Source organism: Bizionia myxarmorum (assembly GCF_008086205.1).
Classification (GTDB): domain Bacteria; phylum Bacteroidota; class Bacteroidia; order Flavobacteriales; family Flavobacteriaceae; genus Algorimicrobium; species Algorimicrobium myxarmorum.
In genome coordinates, this window is the sequence record NZ_VSKK01000007.1 from 13,100 (window position 1) to 28,385 (window position 15,286).

The window sequence follows — 15,286 nt, forward strand, 5'->3', positions numbered from 1 at the left end:
TGTTATATAACGAGTTGGCAATAATTATGAGAGAAACATTTTACATATTAACAGTCATTCTTCTTTTAACATCTTGCAAAGAAAACAAAATAACAATTGAAAAAATTGATTTTGAAACAAATTATAAATTTTCTTCAGTAATTGAGAATGAGACTTCTAAAGATACAGTTAATTGGAAATATCAAAAATCTGCAACGAGTTATGCGACAAAAGGAGACTATAAAAACGCCTTAATTCAGTATGATTTGGGAATGGGAGGAAAAGAAAAAAACTTTTCTAAAACACAAATAGATTCTATAAATAATAAGTATAAAAAAATTAATGCTCGAAATTATATTATAGAAAAAGCCAAAGAAAATCAAATAGTAATAATAAACGAAGCTCATCATAATTCGTTTCATCGAGTATTTACAAAATCACTTCTTAAAGAGTTGTTCGATAATGGATATACAAATTTAGGACTTGAAGCTTTGACCAATAATGATAGTCTAAATTCAACCCTCATTAATAGAAAATATCCAATTCAAAAAACAGGATATTATATAAAAGACCCTCAATTTGGGAATTTAGTTAGAGATGCTTTAAATATTGGTTATAATTTGTTTGCCTATGAGAGTATGGGGAATGGTAGTGGAAAGCCAAGAGAAATTGAGCAAGCTAAAAATATTCAAAAAGTAATCAACTCAAAACCGAATGAAAAATTTTTAATTCATTGTGGTTATGACCACGCATTAGAAGGCAATCACGATTATTGGGAAAAAGCTATGGCAAGTAGATTAACTGAATATACAGGAATAAATCCTTTTACAATAAATCAAACTAAATTTAGTGAAAGAGGAAATTCTGAATTAAATCAACCATTTTTAAAAGCCCTTAACATATCGGAATCTACCATTCTAATAGATAAAAACAAAAACCCTTTAAAATATGAACGTGATGAAGCTTACACAGATATTGTCGTGTTTCATCCAAATACCAAATATATTAACAATAGACCTAATTGGCTATTTGAAAATGGAAATAAAAATATTTCTATTTCGCTAAATGACATTCAAATTGAATTTCCAGTTATGATTTTAGCATTCAAAAAAGGAGAAGATATAAATTTCGCAATTCCAGTTGACATAACAGAGATAGAAAATAAAACAGATAACTGTAATCTTGGTTTGAAAAAAGGAACTTATGAAATTGTAGTTACGAATGGAAAACAGTCCTTTAAATTTGAACAGAAAGTAAAATAACTATTGCCAACATCCGTATATAACATATAGTAATAGATGAACAACACTTTCCAATTTACTTTTACAAAAATCCAGTTCTCCTATTAATAAGCGTCAAGCAAACTTTTAAAATAAAAGCCATCTTCCTTTAAAAACATAAATTACTTTATTGTAGTTTTACGCACAAGTAAATCGCCTTATCGAACCAAACTTGTTTTGGTTAGGAAAGTCCGAACACCGGAGTGCAAACATAGTGGCTAACAGCCACCAGCCGTGAGGTTAGGAAAAGTGCAACAGAAAGTATGTACAGGTTATGCTGTAGTGAAACCAGGTAAACTCTATGTGGTGCAATGTCATGTATACCAACGTTTGAGCGCGGCACGTGCGATTGTTGGAGGGTAGGCAGCTAGAATGTATTGGTAACAATGCATCCAGATAAATGATAAGGGCTTTTTAATTTTTAATTAGAAAGTACAGAATTCGGCTTATAGATTTGTTTAAATAAACAAGCTCCTTGAATTTCAAGGAGCTTTGTTTTTATATTAAAATAATTTTTTCAGAAAATTTAAATCTATTCTTCTTCGTCGTCTTCATCTGAAGGCATTTCAAAAAAGCTGAACACATTACCACCATAGCTCTTGGAATAACTATAATGTTCTAATTCTGACAGTGGCGTATGCTTGGAATGTTCTACAATTAAAACACCATTAGACTCTAATAAATTATTTTGAAAAACCAATGCGGGAATTTTACTGAATTCCTCCAACGGGAAATCATAAGGTGGATCGGCAAAAATAATAGTAAACTTCTTATTGCATTTTTCTAAATACTTAAAAACATCGCTTTTTATGGTGTTTAAGGACATACCAAAACCATCGGCCGTTTCATTTATAAATTTAATACACGCAAAATTTTCATCTACACAAGTTACGTTTTCAGAACCTCTAGATGCAAATTCATAGCTGATGTTTCCGGTGCCGGAAAACAAATCGAGTACGGAGACTGAATCAAAATAATACTGATTGTTTAAAATATTAAACAAGGCTTCTTTCGCCATATCCGTTGTAGGACGAACCGGAAGTTTTTTTGGTGCTGTAATTCTACGGCCTTTAAATTGACCTGATACGATACGCATTATAAACTGTGAATTAAAGTGAAAAAAGCATGATTGCTTTCAGGTTTTTCTAAATATTTAAACGTGTCATGGCGTTTAGCAAATCGAATATGACGAATGTATTTATAGGCTATTTTATGCAACTCATCATTATCTGAAACTTTTCCTAAAAATACTAAAATAAGTTCGTCTGGATTAAGTTGTAATTGTTCTGCAGTAAAAAGGACATAATAGATAAAATCTTCTTTTGTAATATACTCAAAACTGTTGTAGAGTATAAGTTGGCCTTGATTTACAACAACAATTTCAAAATGCGAACTTTGAACATGCACATACATTTTTATGTCTGTTTCCGTTTGCTCTTTTTCTAAAATAGTTTCAATTAAAACCGTTGAAAAATGTTTGTAAGAAAACACACCAAACTGCTCATAAATATAATTGTTGATGTTTACATAAGGCACATAAACATTCACGCTTTTATTACTTTCAATTTTATCAAAACTAATAAAATCCGAGCGTAATATTTTAGAATTAAATTTTAGATAATCGGCTAGATTCTCTTCTTGAAAAAGAGATTCAGGAACTAAAGTGGCTAATTCATTTTCATGAATTACATGTATTTCATTAAAAGCTGTTTGAAGCGCTTTTTCAGTTTCAAATGTTTCGATTAGCAAATCCAAGATTTTAAAAGGCGTTTCTCGTTTTTTAGTCGAAATTTCCTTTAAAAACACAACTGTATTGCTTTCTGTATTCAGAATACAAAAAGAAAGTCCATTCAAACTAATTTGAATGGACAAGTTCTTATTACTCTTTATAGAATCGATTTTATTCGTTATCGCCATAAGTTTTTGGCCAGTTTCCATTTGTTTTAACTTCGTTCATGGATCCAACACGGATAGCATCACCGTTTACACCATCAACAGAAATTACTTGATTTTCTTGAATTCTTGAATCTTTATCTAAATCATATAAAATCACGTCTTTTTTAACAAAAGCTTCAAAAACAGGAATTTTAATATCTTCAGATTCTATGAATCCAGCATTCATTTCAAATTTAGCACCTTCTTTCCCTACTGGAACATTCATCATGTCCTTGTATCGCGTAGATGTACGAAATAATGAATCCTTAACTGAAACAAAAGCTAATGTATCAATTAATGTCAATTCTTTCATCGTTTCAACACCACCATAACGTTTTGTTAATTCAGCGTCAATTACCAAGGTATCACGACGTTGCGTAATAGTATATTGAGCTGTATCAATAAATTTAATTAAGTTTTCAAAGTTTGGAGCAAAAACACCAGTTACTTGACGGTGTGCCAATTGGGCATCCCGAATGTCAATTAAACGTGTAATGACTTGCGCATAACGTTTGTTTTTTGCTTCATCAAATTGAATAGGTTTGTATACAGACATAAATGTTTGATACCCTAAAAAGCCAATAAGTACCCAAAGTAATACAATTATTACAGGTTTAAGTTTTGCTGGTACAAATTTGTCTACAAGCCAAACTAAACCAATCGTTACAAGGATTACCGCAACTACTATTAAAATTATTGTTAACATAGTATTTAATTAAAATGAATTAAGGTTGTACGCAAATCTACAATTTTTTTTTAATCGTAAAAGCCAATGAGCCTAAAAATCATTGTTATCTTTACTTAAAATTTTAAAAACCCTATTTGTTAATGAATTCTAATGAATTTTATTCGCTTGTAAAACAACAGTTTCCGTTCAAACCAACCCTAAAACAGGACATTGTTTTGCAGCAATTATCAGAATTTATTTTTTCAGAAAGGAAAAACGATCTATATCTTTTAAAAGGATATGCCGGAACAGGGAAAACTACTATCATTGGCTCTGTGGTTTCTAATTTATGGCATGCCAAAAAAAGCGCTGTACTATTGGCGCCTACTGGGCGAGCGGCAAAAGTAATCTCTAATTATTCGGGAAAAGAAGCCTTTACTATTCATAAAAAAATATACTTTCCGAAGAAAGAAAAAGGTGGAGGCGTTAAGTTTGTGATGCAACCCAACAAGCATAAAAACACGATTTTTATTGTAGATGAAGCTTCTATGATTCCAGATACGCCTGGCGATTCTAAATTTTCTGACGGAAACTCTTTGTTGGATGATTTAATGCAATATGTTTATTCTGGAATTGGCTGTAAGTTATTATTAATTGGAGATACAGCCCAATTACCGCCAGTTAAATTAGATTTAAGTCCTGCTTTAAATGAAAGCACTTTGGAATTGACCTATAATAAATCTGTAACCAAGATGGAACTGGATGAAGTTATGCGTCAAGAACAAGATTCTGGAATTTTGGCAAACGCCACACTTTTACGTGAAATGCTGGATCAACCGTTTCTAGACACCTTTAAATTCAATTTAAAGGGTTTTACAGATATTGTTAGACTTATTGATGGTTACGAGATTATGGACGCTATAACGGATTCGTATAGCGAACTAGGGAATGAAGAAACGGCTATAATTGTGCGGAGTAATAAACGGGCCAATATGTATAATGAGCAAATTCGGAATCGGATTTTGTTCAATGAAAATGAATTATCTACGGGCGATTATTTAATGGTGGTGAAAAATAATTATTATTGGGTGAAGCCAAATTCGGATGCCGGATTTATTGCCAATGGTGATATAATTGAAATATTAGAAATTTTCAGCATCATCGATTTATATGGGTTTCGCTTTGCTGAAGTAAAAATCCGCATGGTAGATTATCCGCGGATGATACCTTTTGAAACCGTTTTAATGTTGGATACTATTACGGCCGAAACACCGTCTTTGCCGTATGAAGATTCCAATCGGCTTTATCAAGAAGTGATGAAGGATTATGAAAATGAATCCAGTAATTACAAGAAGTTTTTAGGCGTAAAAAACAATAAATTTTTCAATGCCTTACAGGTGAAATTTTCCTATGCTATCACCTGTCATAAATCGCAAGGAGGGCAGTGGAGCACTGTTTTTGTGGAGCAACCCTATCTTCCAGATGGGATAACTGTGGATTATTTGCGTTGGTTGTACACGGCCGTTACCAGAGCTAAAGAAAAATTATATTTAATAGGTTTTAAAGATGATTTTTTTGAACAATAGCTAATCATTTTACGCGTAAATCAAAATATTAAAATGCTTTAAGAACTTATTACTAGGCCTATTTTTAAGCTTTAATATGAATGTTTGAACGCTCTTGTTCGTATTCCGGAACTTTTATAAAAGTTTAAAGGTTCTAAATGGTAAATCAGGTTTATTATCTTATTTTTGAAGTTGTTTAATACACCTTTATCTATGAAAATTATTTCCATGATACCTGCACGATACAAAGCCTCGCGTTTTCCAGGCAAGTTGATGCAAGATTTAGCAGGCAAAACGGTAATTTTAAGAACCTATGAAGCCACGGTAAACACACAGTTATTTGATGATGTTTTTGTAGTTACCGATAGCGCTATAATTTATGATGAAATTGTAAACCACGGTGGAAAAGCCATTATGAGTGTTAAAGAACATGAATGTGGAAGCGACCGAATTGCTGAAGCTATTGAATTCATGGACGATGTGGATATTGTGGTAAATGTACAAGGTGATGAGCCTTTTACCGAAATTGCCTCCCTAAAAAAGCTAATTACCGTTTTTAATAATGATCCTTTAAAAGAAGTAGATTTAGCGTCCTTAATGGTGCATATTCACGATTGGGAAGAAATTACCAATCCAAATACTGTAAAAGTCATTGTTGATAATTCTAATTTTGCCTTATACTTTTCAAGAAGTCCCATTCCGTTTCCAAGAGATAAAGAAATTAATACGAAATATTATAAGCACAAAGGTGTATATGCCTTTAGGCGCCAAGCTTTATTAGATTTTTACCGTTTACCGATGCTGCCTTTGGAAGCTTCGGAAAAAATTGAGTGTATTCGTTATTTGGAATATGGTAAAAAAATTAAAATGGTAGAAACGGATGTTCAAGGTGTTGAAATTGATACCCCTGAAGATTTAGAACTAGCTAACAAATTGTGGAAATAATTTATAATAACATACACGTTATTGGCTTTGATGCTGATGATACACTTTGGGTGAATGAAACCTATTTTCGGGAAGCTGAAGTGGCGTTTGGAAACCTATTATCATCTTACGAAACCTTAAATAAAATAGATCAAGAGTTATATAAAGCCCATATTAAAAACCTACCCATTTATGGCTATGGGATTAAAGGTTTTATGTTGTCCATGGTAGAAACAGCTTTAGAAATTTCTCATAATAATGTATCTGCCAAAACTATGCAAGCCATTTTGGACATTGGTAAAGATATGTTGGAGAAACCTTTAGAATTGCTGGATGATGTGGAATTGGTTTTAAAGGAATTATCAAAAAAATACCGCTTAATTGTTGTCACCAAAGGTGATTTATTGGATCAAGAGCGGAAACTAGAAAAATCTGGATTGCTGGATTATTTTCATCATATAGAAGTTTTAAGTGATAAAAAAGAAGGCAATTACTCGCGACTTTTAAACCATTTAGATATTAAACCATCGGAATTTTTAATGATTGGGAATTCTTTAAAATCGGATATTTTACCCTTGGTAAATTTAAAAGCACATGCCATTCATGTGCCATTTCATACAACGTGGGTGCATGAGCAGGTTCAAGAACATGAAACGAATGGAAAAGCGTATAAAACGATAAAAAGTTTAAAGGTTTTACTGGAAATGTTATGATAGTACAGGCTGATTTCAGAAATTATAACGATATTTATAAATTGAAGTTAGCTCCCAAATAAATAAGGAAAGATTAATTAAATAGAATTTTAAAACAGTACTGTTTTTTCTATTATAGAACAATATTACATGAGTTACAAAAATTACCCAATGGTGTCTCGAGTTGTTTTTGGTCGAGGAAGTTTTAGTCAATTAGAAGATATTATCGCTCCCAAACGATTAAGTTCTATTGCCCCATTTATTTTTTTAGTTGATGATGTTTTTGAGAAAAATACCGCATTAACAAGTCGTATTCCTTTGGGTTATGACGATAAAATAATTTTTATTTCAGCTGAAGAAGAACCCAAAACATCACAAGTAGATGCTTTAGTTGAAGAAATAATAGTAACCTCCAAACAACGACCTTCCGGAATTATTGGTATTGGTGGCGGTACCGTTATGGATATGGCAAAAGCCGTTGCTATTATGATTACAAATGATGGTGAAGCTAAAGATTATCAAGGTTGGGATTTGGTAAAAAACCCTGCTATTTACCACGTTGGTATTCCTACCATTTCTGGAACAGGTGCCGAAGTTTCTAGAACCACCGTTTTAACGGGTCCTGAAAAGAAATTAGGTATAAATTCCGATTATACACCCTTTGACCAAGTTATTTTAGATCCAGAATTAACCAAAGGTGTTCCTAAAGATCAGTGGTTTTACACGGGAATGGATTGTTTTATTCATTGTGTAGAATCGTTAAAAGGAACTTATTTAAATGCCTTTAGCGAGAGTTATGGTGAAAAGGCTTACGAATTATGCTACGAACTATTTTTAGATAATAATCTTTCAGAAGAAGAAGGACAAGATAAATTAATGATGGCATCTTGGCACGGCGGAATGAGTATTGCATATTCTCAAGTTGGTGTTGCTCATGCCATGAGCTATGGTTTAGGCTATTTATTAGGCACCAAACATGGTATTGGTAACTGCATTGTTTTTGATCATTTAGAAGAATTTTATCCAGAAGGTGTGCGCGTTTTTAAAGAAATGAAAGCCAAGCATGAAATTCAATTGCCTCAAGGTCTTTGCACCCATTTAAGCGATACGGAATTTGATACAATGATTGATGTGGCTTTAAGTTTAGGACCACTATGGGAAAATGCACTAGGTAAAGAATGGAAAAAAATAATGACGCGTCAAAAATTAAGAGATCTCTATTCCAAAATGTAATATGGGTGGATTTTCTGACTTTATTTATTTCAAAGTGCTTGGATGGCGAGTTACAGGAAATGTGAATTTTTCTCAAGATACCGTTAAAAAAGCAGTTCTAATTGCGGTTCCACATACCAGTTGGCACGACTTTTATATTGGTGTGTTATTAAGAAAAGTTTCGCACTTGAAATCTAATTTTATAGCTAAAAAAGAACTTTTTATGGGGCCTATCGGTTGGTATTTAAAAGCCATTGGTGGCGCACCGATAGATAGAGGGAATAAACAGAATAAAGTAGAAGCTATTGCGCAACTTTTTGAAGAGCATGATGAGTTCAGACTAGCTTTAGCCCCGGAAGGCACGCGTAAAAAAGTAAATGAATGGCGAACAGGATTTTATTATATTGCTAAAGCTGCCAACGTACCTATTATTATGTTTACTTTAGATTTTAAGAATAAACAAAATAACATTTCAGAACCGTTTTATCCAACGGATAATCTAGAAGCAGATTTCGAATTTATGAAAGCTTTTTTCAAAGGTGTGGAAGGGAAGGTTTCAGCTTATTCATAAGAATGAAAACGGAAACATGTTTCAATTATAAAATAAACGTTAAATAAAAAGCTACCAATTACGGTAGCTTTTTTTTATCTTTATCTGTATTAGTCTTCTACTTTAAAATCTTTCCTTTCCTGAAGCGGTTCTAATACATTATAGTCTTTCCATAGTGCCGGATCGTATTGCTTTATGGTTTCATAATCTAATGTTTTAGCTTCTTGAATGCCGTTAAAACGTGTAGCATCTAATTCAGTAACATCTAGCGTTAATATTTCGGTACGTTCTTTGAAAGTACCTTCAACTTTAAAATTGAAAGACACTTTATTACTGCGATTTCCGTTTTCAATAAATTTTATAGGTCGGTTTAGATAGAAATATCGATCCACTTCATTTTTAATATAATAGGGATAATAATAGCCATCAGAGTCTTTTTTATAAGCAACAGATCTTGCTTTATTTTTCTCTATAAATTTAATACCTAAAATTAAACGTAAATTTAATTTCTTACCCTCGCGACCTGGATAAAAAGCATAATCAGCTCTTAAAACAGCGAAAGTTTGATTGGAAACATACATAGTTCCCACATAATTAGCAGAACCACGTCTCGGTTTAAAACTTATGATATACACAATTTCATTATCTAAAAACGTTAAATCTTTAAGTTCGTAATCGTATTTTCTGGTATCGGTTAGGAAGTCTAATTCTAGGGTTTCAGAAATAGGATTTACTTCTTTTACCATATTAAATGCGGCTTCCCGCACAAAGCGAATAGCATTTATAGAATCTGATACTTTGTCATTTTTTTTATTTAAGGATACGGAATCTGAAACGGTAAACCAGCCCGATTTAACGGTGTAAACCTTACTCGTATCCAAATGTTTTAAAACAATATCACTGCCCTTATCTGCCAATTTTTCCATAGACTGATCATTCCGCTCATCTAAAAGTCTAACCGCTTTATCTACTTTTAATTTAGCAGTTTTGGCATCTTTTATATACAAGGTAGAAACCATGTCGGTGTACTGTTTGGTTTTGTTAGTCACCAAAGATTTTTCTAAAGCATCAAAATCTCTGTTGAAAGCTTCTAATTGTTTCTTTCTGAAATTTGACGATTTTTCTATTTCGAAATCTGCCATTTTTCCCACCACATATTCCGTACGTCTTCCAAAAAGTTTAAACGCATGATTATTTAAGCGGTAGTTTTTGGAGGCATTGGCATTTACATAATATAGAATCGAATCAATGCTCAATTTTCTGTCGGTTACATAAACTTCAGAAAGTTCATTAACCTGATCTTTTAGAATATATTTTTGAGATTTAAATTGGTGTACCTGAAATCCTATTTTTTCATAGCCCATACAGGAAATATAAACAGAATCTGTGGGTTGGAAACTAGATGTATGAATAGTAAAATTACCTTCATCATTAGAAATAACGCCATACTCTTCACCAATTTGAATAGTAGCAAAAGGAATTGGCGCATTTGCATCGTCTAAAATTTTCCCATTGATAGTTTGGCTGAAACTAGAAGATGAAATTAAAAATAGACCAGCTATATGAAGTAAATGGAATGTGTTTTTTGATACCATAAGATTATTTTAGATAATGACGAATCTAGCTACAATTTGTTACAAGCTAACGAAAAAATAAACTCAAAGTGCAAAATGGTTTTTAAAATTTAAAGAACGCCATCCAAAATATAAACGATATCAAAAGACCCGTAAAATAGTTTGTAACTGCCATCTGGTCTCAAAAGCATATGGTATAATTCCGAATCGGATTCCGTGAAAAACTCCGATTCTAAATAATTATTACCATCCACAAATACGTTTTTATCAGCATCTGCTGGAATATTAGAATCCTTACTGACAATTAAATACGAAGCAAATTCAGATGAATTTCGTTTTATGAAATCCCAATACAAGTCGTCAGCAACATCTTTTTCAAAGGCTTCATTCTGCTTTTTATAATAATGCAACACCAGTTTTTTACTAGGATCTACTTTTTGCTGCACTATGTTTTCAATCTCCCTATAAAAACTTTCTTGATTAATAGAAGAGAACTGACCATCTACAATACGATTGGATAAGCGTTTGATAATATAGGTATCGGTTTCAGTAGTTTTTACAAATACGGCTGGTTTTATCTTATTTCTAAATTTTCTTTTGCAGATTTTTTTACCATCTAAATTTTTATAAATAATTTTCTTATCCGCATTTTGAGCAAGACAATCGGTTGTTGGAAAACAAAAGATTAAAGTAAAGATTAGAAGTAGGTAGCTTCGTTTCAAAATAAAAATTTATAATTTTAATTATTATTCGTCACCACTTTCTTCCATGGTATGGTAAACGTTTTGGACATCATCATCCTCTTCTAATTTTTCTAGAAGCTTTTCAACATCTGCCATTTCCTCTTCATTTAGGGCTTTTAATACTTGTGGAATACGCTCAAAACCTGAAGAAAGAATTTCAATTTCCCGTTTCTCTAATTCGGCTTGAATGGCACCAAAATTTTCAAAAGGGGCATAAATTAAAATACCATCATCATCGGCAAATACTTCTTCAGCACCAAAATCTATAAATTCTAATTCCATTTCTTCTGGATCTAATCCTTCGGCATCAATTCTGAAATTACAGGTATGGTCAAACATAAAAACAACAGAGCCTGAAGTTCCTAAACTACCATCACATTTATTGAAATAACTGCGTACATTAGCAACAGTTCGGGTGTTATTATCGGTAGCCGTTTCCACTAAAATAGCAATACCATGAGGTGCGTAACCTTCAAAAATAACTTCTTTATAATCGCCTTGACTTTTATCTGAAGCTTTTTTAATGGCACGTTCAACGTTGTCTTTTGGCATGTTAACAGCCTTGGCATTCTGAATTACCGCACGTAATCGGGAGTTAGAAGCTGGATCAGGTCCGCCTTCTTTAACAGCCATTACAATGTCTTTCCCAATGCGCGTAAACGCTTTACTCATGGCAGACCAACGTTTCATTTTTCGTGCTTTACGGAACTCAAAAGCTCTTCCCATAGTTCAAGTGAAATTTTAAAATTTAAAAGTAATTTGTTTTTGTGGTACAAATTAACAAAATCTCTAAAAGTAATCGGAATCATTTTTAGAGATATTTGTTAAAAATAAATCTATTATTTAGTCTTCATCTTCAGGAACTACAATAGCATCAATAGCTTCTGCCAATTTGAAATCTTTGTTGGTTACACCATCAGCTTCATGCGTGGACAATGAAATATTTAATACATTATAAACATTGGTCCATTCTGGGTGATGGTTTAAAGCTTCACATTCAAAAGCAATACGGCTCATGGCACTAAAGCAATCTTTAAAGGATTCGAATTCGAATTCCGCATGAATAGCTTCATCAAAATATTCCCAATCTGGAAAACGCAATAATTTCTTTTCGATATCTTCTTTGGATAATTTACTCATAGTCTTGTGTTTTATTTTAATTGATAATATAGCTAAATTACAAATGAAAATCAACTAAATTTCTATTTCTGTTAGGAAATTTTTACTGGTAAACTGTAAATGCTTGGGTAATAAATTATACTTGGACATAACGGCTAAATACCTATCATCATTAGAGGTGTAAACCTGTTTTAGCAAAACATTTTTAAAGTGTAATGTTTCTAAAATTTCAGAAATAAATTCGTCATGATGCACCAAATCTGAACTTCCCACATGAAAAATACCACTCTTATTTCTATTAATGATATAATGAATTTGTTGGGTTAATTTTAAATCGGTTGCAATATTCATGATCAAGTTGGGAAACACTTCAATAGCTTCTTTATTCTTGATGAATTCTTTTATTTCAGTTATTCTAGGCGATTTACTTCCAAAAACCATAGGCAACCTTAAAATAGCGACTTGACGTTTGGGCAAACGCAAAAGCATGTTTTCTATTTTAATTTTGAAATGTCCATAAACGCTATGGCTTAAAGTTTTATCGGTTTCATAGCTTGGGTATTTACTGTAGGAATCGAATACATTTGCAGATGATAAAAACAGCAATTTACTTTTATACATTTGCACATATTGCGCTATATGAGAATGTGCTATAACTTGCGCGTTGAAATCGCCACGAAGAGCTGAAATAATGATGGTTGGTTTAACAATTTCTAATATTTCAAAAACATCATCTTCTTCCAAATCATAATGAAAAAAGTGCTGATTTTTTTCAAATTCTGGTTTTGGTGTTCGGTAGGTTCCATAGGTTTTAAAATAGGAGCAGAGCTCTTTGTAAATGGCATTGCCAATAAAGCCACTAGCACCTAAAATAAGTATTCTATGTTTGTTTTGAGATGCCGACATGGCCAATAAGTAGGTTTTTATTAAAAAATAGATTGTTTGGTAAGCGTTGTAAATTGCTCTAGAGCTAACATGCCCAATTTGGAATTTCCTTGCGGATTTAATCCTGGCGCCCAAACGGAAATACTAAATTCATGTGGAAGTGAGGCCGCAATGCCACCACCAACGCCACTTTTTCCGGGCAATCCTACTTCAAAAGCAAATTCACCGGCTTCATCATAGAATCCACAGGTTAACATAATGGCGTTTATTCTTTTGGCTTGCGTTTTAGTCAGTCGCCCTACATCTCTTAAACAAACGCCTTTATTTGCAAACATAAAGAAGGCTTTGGCTATTTGAGAACAGGACATTTCCAATGAACATTGATGGAAATAAAAATCTAAAACATCATCAACCGAATTATGCAGATTATCAAACGACTTTAAAAGATTGGCTGCCGCGTAATTATTAAATCCAGTTTCTTTTTCAGATTGTGCTACTTTCAAATTATAGGAAATACTAGAATCGCCAGTGATATCTTGCACGTATTTTAAAAAATCAGCTTTCGGATTCTTTAATTGTGTTACCAAAATATCAGCAATTACAATAGCTCCAGAATTAATAAGCGGATTTCTAGGAATTCCTTCTTCTAATTCTAAAAGTGACAAATGATTAAAAGGGTTTCCAGATGGTTCTACATCCATGCGTTCCCAAATTGTCGATCCTACTTGGCTCATAGCCATAGCAAGCGTTAAAACTTTGGAAATACTTTGAATTGAAAACCCCACTTCTGAATCGCCAACCGCGAATTCTTCACCTGAAATGAGCTTTAAATGCATGCCAAACCGATTCGGATCTACGCCAGATAATTCAGGAATATACGTGGCAATTTCACCCTTATCAGATTCTTGAGTTACGTTGGCGTAAATGGTATTTAAAATGGCTTGGTAGTCTATCATGCATTCCTTATCCTTTATAGAATGGTAATTTTATAACCGTTGCAGGGATGGCATTTTTTCGAATTTGAATATAAATTTTAGAATCTACAGCAGTAAAATCCATAGGAACATAACCTAAACCAATACCTTTTTTTAAGGACGGTGACATAGTACCAGAGGTCACGGTTCCAATAACGTTTCCATCAGCATCTACAATATCGTAACCCGTTCTTGGAATTCCTTTTTCGTCTAATTCAAAAGCAATTAATTTGCGTTTTAAACCTGCTTCTTTCTCTTTGGCCAATTTTTCTGAATTGGTAAACGGTTTTGTAAACTTCGTAATCCAACCTAATCCAGCTTCAAAAGGCGAAGTGGTTTCGTCAATATCATTACCATATAAACAATAACCCATTTCCAAACGCAAGGTATCACGAGCAGCTAAACCAATTGGTTTAATACCATAATCGGCACCCGCTTCAAATACAGCGTCCCAGATTTTCTTAACCTCCGAGTTCTTACAATAAATTTCAAATCCACCGCTACCAGTATAACCCGTTGCTGAAATAATTACATTTTCTACACCAGCAAAATCGCCAACTACAAAGTTGTAAAATTTAATATCGGATAAATTATGACTGGTAATAGACTGCATAGCTTCAATAGCTTTTGGGCCTTGAATGGCTAAAAGTGAATAATCATCACTTACATCGCGAATATCTGCTCCAACATCATTTTTAGCTTTTACCCAATTCCAATCCTTTTCAATATTTCCAGCATTTACAACCAAAAGATAGGTTTCTTCTTTTAACTTGTAAATAATTAAATCGTCAATAACGCCGCCAGTTTCATTTGGGAAATAGCTATACTGCGCTTTACCAATGGTTAATTTACTAGCATCATTAGAGGTGATTTTTTGAATTAATGCCAAAGCATTTGGGCCTTCAACTAAAAATTCACCCATGTGCGATACGTCAAAAACACCTACAGAATTACGAACCGTTTCGTGTTCGATATTGATGCCTTCATATTGAACGGGCATATTAAAACCTGCAAAAGGAACCATTTTAGCTCCAAGTGCTTCATGTGTTGATGATAAAGCTATATTTTTCATAAGTATTTTCCGCGTATTCGGAATCTTTAAATTAGACTTCAGTTGTTGCGCAAATGTATTGAAATTTATCTGTTTTGAAGTGGGACCCAATAGTAAACTAGGCTTAAAAAACTGT

16 protein-coding genes and 1 other RNA gene are annotated in these 15,286 nt (G+C 32.9%); 7 read left to right on the forward strand and 10 right to left on the reverse strand.

The features are described from left to right. The first annotated feature begins 26 nt into the window (after positions 1–26). Both ES674_RS15075 and rnpB read left to right on the forward strand, forming a co-directional pair. Complete coding sequence (locus ES674_RS15075) at positions 27–1,241, forward strand: hypothetical protein (RefSeq protein ID WP_148405437.1); 1,215 nt, start codon at positions 27–29, stop codon at positions 1,239–1,241. Positions 1,242–1,404: 163 nt separating this feature from the next. Continuing rightward, positions 1,405–1,724, forward strand: an RNA gene (rnpB, locus tag ES674_RS15080) — RNase P RNA component class A. Positions 1,725–1,791: 67 nt separating this feature from the next. Here the strand turns inward: rnpB and ES674_RS15085 are convergent. From ES674_RS15085 to ES674_RS15095, 3 genes are read right to left on the reverse strand one after another with little or no spacing between them, the layout of a single operon-like run. Next, positions 1,792–2,355, reverse strand: coding sequence for an RsmD family RNA methyltransferase (locus tag ES674_RS15085; RefSeq protein ID WP_148405438.1), 564 nt, complete (start codon positions 2,353–2,355; stop codon positions 1,792–1,794). Next, a complete protein-coding gene (locus ES674_RS15090; RefSeq protein ID WP_246126085.1) occupies positions 2,355–3,197 on the reverse strand; it encodes a DUF3822 family protein in 843 nt (280 codons plus the stop codon). Before ES674_RS15090 ends, ES674_RS15085 begins: the two co-directional genes overlap by 1 nt. Further along, positions 3,160–3,900, reverse strand: a complete 741-nt coding sequence (locus tag ES674_RS15095) for a hypothetical protein (protein ID WP_211359311.1) — start codon at positions 3,898–3,900, stop codon at positions 3,160–3,162. The genes ES674_RS15090 and ES674_RS15095 overlap by 38 nt, the downstream gene beginning before the upstream one ends. Positions 3,901–4,022: 122 nt before the next feature. On the opposite strand from ES674_RS15095, the gene ES674_RS15100 reads away from it, so the two are divergent. The 5 genes from ES674_RS15100 (at position 4,023) to ES674_RS15120 (ending at position 8,825) form a co-directional block, all read left to right on the forward strand. Further along, a complete protein-coding gene (locus ES674_RS15100) occupies positions 4,023–5,447 on the forward strand; it encodes an ATP-dependent DNA helicase (RefSeq protein WP_148405442.1) in 1,425 nt (474 codons plus the stop codon). Positions 5,448–5,639: 192 nt separating this feature from the next. Beyond that, positions 5,640–6,371: a 3-deoxy-manno-octulosonate cytidylyltransferase gene (gene kdsB, locus ES674_RS15105; RefSeq protein ID WP_148405444.1), complete on the forward strand. Its 732-nt coding sequence runs from the start codon at positions 5,640–5,642 to the stop codon at positions 6,369–6,371. Further along, entirely contained in the window at positions 6,362–7,063 is a 702-nt protein-coding gene (locus ES674_RS15110; RefSeq protein ID WP_148405446.1) for an HAD family hydrolase, read from the forward strand. The genes kdsB and ES674_RS15110 overlap by 10 nt, the downstream gene beginning before the upstream one ends. Positions 7,064–7,192: 129 nt before the next feature. Further along, a complete protein-coding gene (locus tag ES674_RS15115; protein WP_170234033.1) occupies positions 7,193–8,275 on the forward strand; it encodes an iron-containing alcohol dehydrogenase family protein in 1,083 nt (360 codons plus the stop codon). A gap of 1 nt (position 8,276) precedes the next feature. Beyond that, on the forward strand, positions 8,277–8,825 hold the full coding sequence (locus tag ES674_RS15120; protein WP_148405448.1) for a 1-acyl-sn-glycerol-3-phosphate acyltransferase: 549 nt from the start codon (positions 8,277–8,279) through the stop codon (positions 8,823–8,825). 89 nt (positions 8,826–8,914) lie between these two features. On the opposite strand, the gene ES674_RS15125 is transcribed toward ES674_RS15120, so the two are convergent. The 7 genes from ES674_RS15125 to gcvT form a co-directional block, all read right to left on the reverse strand. Further along, positions 8,915–10,399 carry a carboxypeptidase-like regulatory domain-containing protein gene (locus ES674_RS15125; protein ID WP_148405450.1) on the reverse strand — a complete coding sequence of 495 codons (1,485 nt, stop codon included), beginning with the start codon at positions 10,397–10,399 and terminating at the stop codon, positions 8,915–8,917. An 89-nt stretch (positions 10,400–10,488) separates the two neighbouring features. After that, positions 10,489–11,100: a hypothetical protein gene (locus tag ES674_RS15130; protein WP_148405452.1), complete on the reverse strand. Its 612-nt coding sequence runs from the start codon at positions 11,098–11,100 to the stop codon at positions 10,489–10,491. Positions 11,101–11,124: 24 nt separating this feature from the next. Then, positions 11,125–11,847, reverse strand: a complete 723-nt coding sequence (locus tag ES674_RS15135) for a YebC/PmpR family DNA-binding transcriptional regulator (protein WP_148405454.1) — start codon at positions 11,845–11,847, stop codon at positions 11,125–11,127. A gap of 117 nt (positions 11,848–11,964) precedes the next feature. Beyond that, positions 11,965–12,261, reverse strand: a complete 297-nt coding sequence (locus ES674_RS15140) for a 4a-hydroxytetrahydrobiopterin dehydratase (protein ID WP_148405456.1) — start codon at positions 12,259–12,261, stop codon at positions 11,965–11,967. 54 nt (positions 12,262–12,315) lie between these two features. Beyond that, positions 12,316–13,146 carry a sugar nucleotide-binding protein gene (locus ES674_RS15145; RefSeq protein WP_148405457.1) on the reverse strand — a complete coding sequence of 277 codons (831 nt, stop codon included), beginning with the start codon at positions 13,144–13,146 and terminating at the stop codon, positions 12,316–12,318. Positions 13,147–13,166: 20 nt separating this feature from the next. Next, the gene (locus tag ES674_RS15150) at positions 13,167–14,081 is read right to left on the reverse strand and encodes a glutaminase (protein WP_148405459.1); all 915 of its coding nucleotides are present in this window, start codon (positions 14,079–14,081) and stop codon (positions 13,167–13,169) included. 7 nt (positions 14,082–14,088) lie between these two features. Further along, positions 14,089–15,171 carry a glycine cleavage system aminomethyltransferase GcvT gene (gene gcvT, locus ES674_RS15155; RefSeq protein ID WP_148405461.1) on the reverse strand — a complete coding sequence of 361 codons (1,083 nt, stop codon included), beginning with the start codon at positions 15,169–15,171 and terminating at the stop codon, positions 14,089–14,091. Positions 15,172–15,286 lie beyond the last annotated feature (115 nt).

Coding starts and splice junctions, on each gene's coding strand:
- ES674_RS15075 (WP_148405437.1), top strand. CDS start 27: ATGAGAGAAACATTTTACATATTAACAGTCATTCTTCTTTTAACATCT.
- ES674_RS15085 (WP_148405438.1), bottom strand. CDS start 2,355: ATGCGTATCGTATCAGGTCAATTTAAAGGCCGTAGAATTACAGCACCA.
- ES674_RS15090 (WP_246126085.1), bottom strand. CDS start 3,197: ATGGAAACTGGCCAAAAACTTATGGCGATAACGAATAAAATCGATTCT.
- ES674_RS15095 (WP_211359311.1), bottom strand. CDS start 3,900: ATGTTAACAATAATTTTAATAGTAGTTGCGGTAATCCTTGTAACGATT.
- ES674_RS15100 (WP_148405442.1), top strand. CDS start 4,023: ATGAATTCTAATGAATTTTATTCGCTTGTAAAACAACAGTTTCCGTTC.
- kdsB (WP_148405444.1), top strand. CDS start 5,640: ATGAAAATTATTTCCATGATACCTGCACGATACAAAGCCTCGCGTTTT.
- ES674_RS15115 (WP_170234033.1), top strand. CDS start 7,193: ATGAGTTACAAAAATTACCCAATGGTGTCTCGAGTTGTTTTTGGTCGA.
- ES674_RS15120 (WP_148405448.1), top strand. CDS start 8,277: ATGGGTGGATTTTCTGACTTTATTTATTTCAAAGTGCTTGGATGGCGA.
- ES674_RS15125 (WP_148405450.1), bottom strand. CDS start 10,399: ATGGTATCAAAAAACACATTCCATTTACTTCATATAGCTGGTCTATTT.
- ES674_RS15135 (WP_148405454.1), bottom strand. CDS start 11,847: ATGGGAAGAGCTTTTGAGTTCCGTAAAGCACGAAAAATGAAACGTTGG.
- ES674_RS15140 (WP_148405456.1), bottom strand. CDS start 12,261: ATGAGTAAATTATCCAAAGAAGATATCGAAAAGAAATTATTGCGTTTT.
- ES674_RS15145 (WP_148405457.1), bottom strand. CDS start 13,146: ATGTCGGCATCTCAAAACAAACATAGAATACTTATTTTAGGTGCTAGT.
- ES674_RS15150 (WP_148405459.1), bottom strand. CDS start 14,081: ATGATAGACTACCAAGCCATTTTAAATACCATTTACGCCAACGTAACT.
- gcvT (WP_148405461.1), bottom strand. CDS start 15,171: ATGAAAAATATAGCTTTATCATCAACACATGAAGCACTTGGAGCTAAA.